This is a genomic window from Frankia sp. BMG5.23 (assembly GCF_000685765.2).
In the GTDB taxonomy this organism is placed as follows: domain Bacteria; phylum Actinomycetota; class Actinomycetes; order Frankiales; family Frankiaceae; genus Frankia; species Frankia casuarinae.
Genome location: NZ_JDWE01000114.1, coordinates 1 through 4,755 on the forward strand (window position 1 = coordinate 1; position 4,755 = coordinate 4,755).

A 4,755-nucleotide genomic window follows, 5' to 3' on the forward strand; every position below is an offset into this window, starting at 1 on the left:
ACCCGCCAGACGGAAAACGGTGTGATCGCCGAACGGCAGCTCGGCGGTGTATGTGAAACTCATCGAGGCGTGGGGTTCCTTCGGAGTTGCTCTTTGGTCGGAACAACTTCCTACCGGAGCCCCGCGCCTTCATCGTCTCCACCCCCAGGGACGCTCACACCCAGCGACGCTCACGGAGCGTCACCAAACGTTGCAGGGAAAGGCTCAGTGGGTCATTTCCCCTCGGCGAACCACGGCGCGGCGGTCCGGACGGTGGAGCCGTCCATCGCGGCGGATGGCCCTATGGCCGCCGCCGTCCTGGCCGCCCTCGAGGTCCCGGCGCTCGTGCTCTCAAACGACTTCGGCGATGATCCGGGCGGGGTCCAAATCCAGGCCTGGTTAGAGCGGCACCGGGTGGCCTCCACGGCCCGGCCGGTGCCGGATCAGTCAACGTCGCACATTGTGATCGTGGCCGACGATGACGGCACCCGAACCTGGTTTCCGTACCTGCCCGGGGTACTGGATGGGCTGATGGCCGTGGACCTCACACCGCTGGCCTCGGCATCCTTCGCCTATGTGGACTGCTACCAGCTCATCGAACCAGCAAGCCTCCGCGCCATCGAGGCCGCCCGCCGGGCAGGGGTTCCGCTGCTGCTCAACCTCGGCGGCTCCAGCCTCAGCCCGGAGGTGGCTTCCGCGCTCCGGGATTGGCCGGAACTGCTGGTGATCCAGACGAACGTGGACGACGCCGCGCACGGGGAGGCCCTGGCGACGGCGGCCTCCCTGCGGAGCCAGACCCGGGCCTCCTGGGTGGTGGTCACGGCCGGAGCCTTCGGCGCGGTCGCCCTCAGCGACACCAGCCGGGTATCCGTTCCCGCCTTCGAGATCGTGGTACGGCACACCCACTGCGCCGGCGCGGCCTTTTCCGGCGGCCTTCTCTACGGTCTGCGTCTCGGCTGGCCGATGGGGGAAACCCTGGAGCTGGCAGCGGCCAGCGGAAGCCTTCGCTGCGAGCGTCCCCACCACGAACCCCTTCCGGACCTGGACCAGCTGCGCGCCTTCATCAGTTCCCGCGCTCGTCTGGCTGCCCCGGCCGCTGGCTGACCGAACGAGAAGCCCGCCCCTACGCCGTTGGAGGGGCGGGCTCTTCGGGGTGAACGCGGTTGGTCGGTCTACGGCGGCGGGTGATTAGTCGCTGATGGGCGGCACCTCCTTTGGATGCGGGGGCGTCGGCCGCGCCTCGGCACCGGCAGCGGCCAGGCATGGGGCGGCGGGGCGGTCTAAAACAGGTCCCACTCCCGGAGTGAAGTGGTCAGCTCGTCCAGGCGGTCCCGCGTCAGGCGTTTGCGGGCGGCCTCGGCGGCCGTTTCCTGGGCGGCGCCGAACTGCCACCAGCGCTCCCCAGTCTTCCGGTCCATGACCAGGAAGCGATCTTTGACGGCCGGGCCGCGGATCACCAGCGACACCGTGAACGGCTCCGCCACCACGGCGTGCACCATCGAGTGATGCAGGGCGTAGCTGCTGCCCACCGGTTCCGGCCGCACCACCAGCGCCTTCAGCGCGTCCGGGGCCGGGGCGTCGTCCACGTCCACATTGCCGAAGAGGTGGTGGCGGTACTCCCCGCGCAGCACCAGGCTGGCGTAACTCCAGCGGTGGTTGTGAGGCCGGTCGAAGTAGCCGGGGAGGAAGACGTGCAGCCGGACCCGGACACCAGCGTCATCCTGGTACAGCACGATTTTGTCCAGGATGTCGTAGTGCTCGCACAGGGCCAGCAGTTCCGGCCGCGTCGGCAGGCGGAGCAGGGCTTCCCTCACCGCCTCCGGGTCCTCCGCCACCTGCGCCAGCGCCTTGCGGGTGCCGCTCTCCACGGCGTCGAGGTCGTCCCAGTCCAGTCCCCGGAGGGGCTTGATGATCTCATTCATCAGGGTGTCTCCCTCAGTCCTCGGGCTTGGCGGACGACTTCCACAACCGGCACACCGGCACGATGTCCGGCTCCGCGGCGCAGGAGGAGCCGCCCATGACGACTTCCTCGGCGGGGCAACCGCCCTGGCAGGCGGAGGCCTTGCACCCGCCGCACGCGCTCGTCATCAGCGGTTGGGTGAACAGGTCGAACTCGTTGGCCTCGCGGTTCAACACCACCTGCCCGTCCTGCATCCGGGCGAAGTTGAGGTCCGTGTCGAACAGGTACGAACAGACGTAGCAGCGCCCGTCGGGAAAGATCGAAATGCGGTCCAGCGTCCGGCCGATGCACCCCTGGTATCCCTCCGCCGCATAGCGGCTCATCTGGTTTCGCCGGGCGTAGGTGGGCTGGTACCAGACCCGGGTTTTGTAGGCCGGGGCCACCTGGTTGATGACGTCGCAGTACGTCACCCAGGCTGATGGACCCATCGCCATGTCGGCGTTGCCGTGGCCGGTGCCGATGGTGGAGAAGACGTGGAACTTCACGAGGGACACGCCGATCTCGTCGGCCAGGTCCAACAGCTTCAGGGCGTCGCCCCGGTTGGCCCGGTTGACGGTGCAGATGATCCGGGTGTCGAAGCCGCGTCCGGCCAGCTCCGCCGTCGTCTCCAGAGCCACGTCAAAGGTGCCCTCGCCGCGTACCTGGTCGTGGGTGGCGGCGCTCCCGCCGTCGAGGCTGACCTGGACGTAGGCGAAGTCCGCCGGTTCCAGCTGGCGGAACTTCCGTGCCGCGGGCTTCTGGGCGTTCGTGGTGGTGATGACGTCCTCGTACCCCAGCTGCCGCCCGAGCCGGATGGCCTCGATGTAGTTGGGGTGAAGCGTCGGCTCCCCGCCCAGGATGGTCAGCTTGCTGCCGCCCATCCGTCGCCAGGTCCGCAGCGTCTCCGTGATCTGGGGCAACGGCATCTTCAAGGCGCGCTCCAGTCGTTCGCCCATGTAGCAGTGTTCACAGCGCAGTTGACAGGCCTCGGTGATGTAGAGGTACACATTCCGGAACCGGCCGTAGGCGATCCGGTCAATGTGTTCCGGGGCAGGTGCGTCAGCCCGGCGCGGCATCCGGGCGTGGCCATAGTCGTCCCTCGGGCGCAGGTGGGGAAGATCAAGGAAGGTGGTCATGCGGGGCTGCTCCTGGCGGTGAGGAGGGCGGTAACGGCCTGGGCGGTGTCCTCGGGGGTGGTGCCGCTGTCGAGCGCGTGAACGGTGACGCCGCCACCCGCGAACGCCTCCTTGATCCCGTCAGCGGTCTGGCGGTACCGCTGTAGCCGGGCGCGGAGGAGCCGGGGCGCGTCCCCGCGGCGGGGGTGGAGGATGCCGCCGCACCGCGCGCAGCGCTGGGGGTCGTCGGCGCGGGCCTCGGCGGGGAGGCGGGGGTCACGGATGGGGTCGCGCTCGCAGCGGTGGCAGACCCGGCGGTGATAGGCCCGCCGGTACAGCGTGGTGACGTTCACCGTCAGCTCCACGGCGACGACGGCGCAGCCGGGGGCCGTCTGCCGGAGCGCCGCCAAGAAGTGCCGGACCTGGGCGGCATTGCCGGGGAAGTTGTCGAAGATGACTGTCCCCGTGCCCCCGGCCGTGACCAAGTCCTCCAGGTAGGCCCGGAGGGTGGCAATCACGGTGAAGTCGTCAATCCAGCCCAGGCGTTCCGCGCTGGTGGCCGTGGCCGCCAAGATCGTGGTGGGGACGTGCTCACGCAGGCGGAACACGGCGGTGGCCGGGGCCTTGCTGAGCCGCGCCGTCAGCGTGGTCTTGCCAGCGGCCGGAGGTCCGAAGACCGGGACGGCAACCGTGAGGGTCACGGCATCCCCCTTTCGCACCCTGGGGACGGGGATTGAGATGTCCTCAGGGTCCGGCCGGGGATCGTGGAGGACCACGCCTGTGGTTCGTGCCGGGCATACGCGAGACGCATAGACACTGCGCCGGAGGGTGTTACGGTCGGGTCCGGATCGTGCCCAAACGGTTACGGAACGGGGGATGGCCAGGCATGACGACCACGCCTGACCTACGGCACTGCGCCCGGTGCAAACGCCGCCTGGCCGCCGACAACCCGCAGCCCATGTGCGGCACCTGCCAGCGCGCCGTCATCGACGCCCGGGTCCGCCCGCCCGAGGTGCCCCCGGAGTTCTGGGCGCTGGATCAGATGAGCGACGCCCTGGCGACGTGGCACATGGGCCGGGTGATCTTTGCCTACCGGACCCATCCCCACCATGCCCAACCCATCTCTCAGGAGCTGGTGGGCGGGTGGCTGGGCCTGACACAGGCGCAGCTCAGCCGGATAGAGAACGGCCGCGCCCCCGAAGAGCTGACCAAGCTGATTCGCTACAGCCAAATCCTCGGCATCCCGGGGGAACTGCTCTGGTTCGACCGTCCCGGGGAGCCGCGCACCCGGGCCACCGGAGGGAGCCAGGCGCCGGCGCTCACCGTGCCGGTCATCGTCGGCGGGCAACAGGTGGCGCTTCCCATTGACCGCGCCGCCGCGCACTCCCACGGCCTCACTGATCTGGTCGCGGAGCTGGCTTCGGACTCTGGCGAGGCGGGCGCGCCCCAGGTGCCGATGCCCCGGGGGGAGCGGGCCGCGCCCGGGTCGGCCCACGTCGTCCCACTGGCGAGCCTAGCGGGAGTTTCCTAGATAAGTTGATCTTTGGAGTCCGTTGAGCTGGCCGGTGGCTGGTTCAGGACGGTCTGANCTGGATCTTTGAGTACTCGCCTGATCGACAGTTCGCCTTCCGGTGTGTATTACCTAAAGCATGTCGTCGTTGGTGGGGAAGAAGGTCGGTGGGAAGACGTACTACTACCTGGTCGAGTCGGCCCGTGTGGACG

General features: G+C 69.0%; 5 protein-coding genes. 2 read left to right on the forward strand and 3 right to left on the reverse strand.

The genetic code is table 11. From position 1 onward, the window contains the following. Positions 1-282 precede the first annotated feature (282 nt). On the forward strand, positions 283-1,083 hold the full coding sequence (locus BMG523DRAFT_RS21745) for a carbohydrate kinase family protein (protein ID WP_035734624.1): 801 nt from the start codon (positions 283-285) through the stop codon (positions 1,081-1,083). 176 nt (positions 1,084-1,259) lie between these two features. Here the strand turns inward: BMG523DRAFT_RS21745 and BMG523DRAFT_RS21750 are convergent, their stop codons facing one another. From BMG523DRAFT_RS21750 to BMG523DRAFT_RS25555, 3 genes are read right to left on the reverse strand one after another with little or no spacing between them, the layout of a single operon-like run. After that, positions 1,260-1,901, reverse strand: a complete 642-nt coding sequence (locus BMG523DRAFT_RS21750) for a hypothetical protein (protein WP_035913616.1) — start codon at positions 1,899-1,901, stop codon at positions 1,260-1,262. Positions 1,902-1,914: 13 nt separating this feature from the next. Continuing rightward, positions 1,915-3,054, reverse strand: coding sequence for a radical SAM protein (locus BMG523DRAFT_RS21755; protein WP_011436943.1), 1,140 nt, complete (start codon positions 3,052-3,054; stop codon positions 1,915-1,917). Then, positions 3,051-3,734, reverse strand: coding sequence for a hypothetical protein (locus BMG523DRAFT_RS25555; RefSeq protein WP_011436942.1), 684 nt, complete (start codon positions 3,732-3,734; stop codon positions 3,051-3,053). Before BMG523DRAFT_RS25555 ends, BMG523DRAFT_RS21755 begins: the two co-directional genes overlap by 4 nt. A gap of 185 nt (positions 3,735-3,919) precedes the next feature. Here BMG523DRAFT_RS25555 and BMG523DRAFT_RS26890 point away from each other — a divergent pair, with 185 nt between their 5' ends. Then, complete coding sequence (locus BMG523DRAFT_RS26890) at positions 3,920-4,564, forward strand: helix-turn-helix transcriptional regulator (protein WP_051624015.1); 645 nt, start codon at positions 3,920-3,922, stop codon at positions 4,562-4,564. Positions 4,565-4,755: the final 191 nt, after the last annotated feature.